Origin of the sequence: Pseudomonas sp. SIMBA_067 (assembly GCF_046534675.1) — a bacterium.
Classification (GTDB): domain Bacteria; phylum Pseudomonadota; class Gammaproteobacteria; order Pseudomonadales; family Pseudomonadaceae; genus Aquipseudomonas; species Aquipseudomonas putida.
Genome location: NZ_JAWRYH010001335.1, coordinates 1 through 236 on the forward strand (window position 1 = coordinate 1; position 236 = coordinate 236).

At 63.6% G+C, this 236-nt stretch carries 1 protein-coding gene; it reads right to left on the reverse strand.

Translation table 11 applies throughout. The annotated features are described in order from the left end of the window. A partial coding sequence (locus SB765_RS33680; protein WP_410933043.1) for a BON domain-containing protein occupies positions 1-236 on the reverse strand: 236 nt, incomplete at both ends.

Below are 236 nucleotides of genomic sequence, written 5' to 3' on the forward strand. Positions count from 1 at the left end.
AGGTGTTCGATGCCGCGGGTGGCCAAGGCGACATGCTCGGCCAACTGGCGCTCGACAGTGTTTTCGGCCTCACCCGATAGCCGCGCCTGCTTGCCGTCTACCACCACATCGATACGAAAGGGGTTGAGCATGCGGTTGAGCGACAGGGCGGTTTGCAGTGAGCCCTCCAGGCGGGCGTCCTGCACAGGGTCAGCGAATGCCGGGTTCATAACCGGCAGCAAAGTGGCCGCCAACAC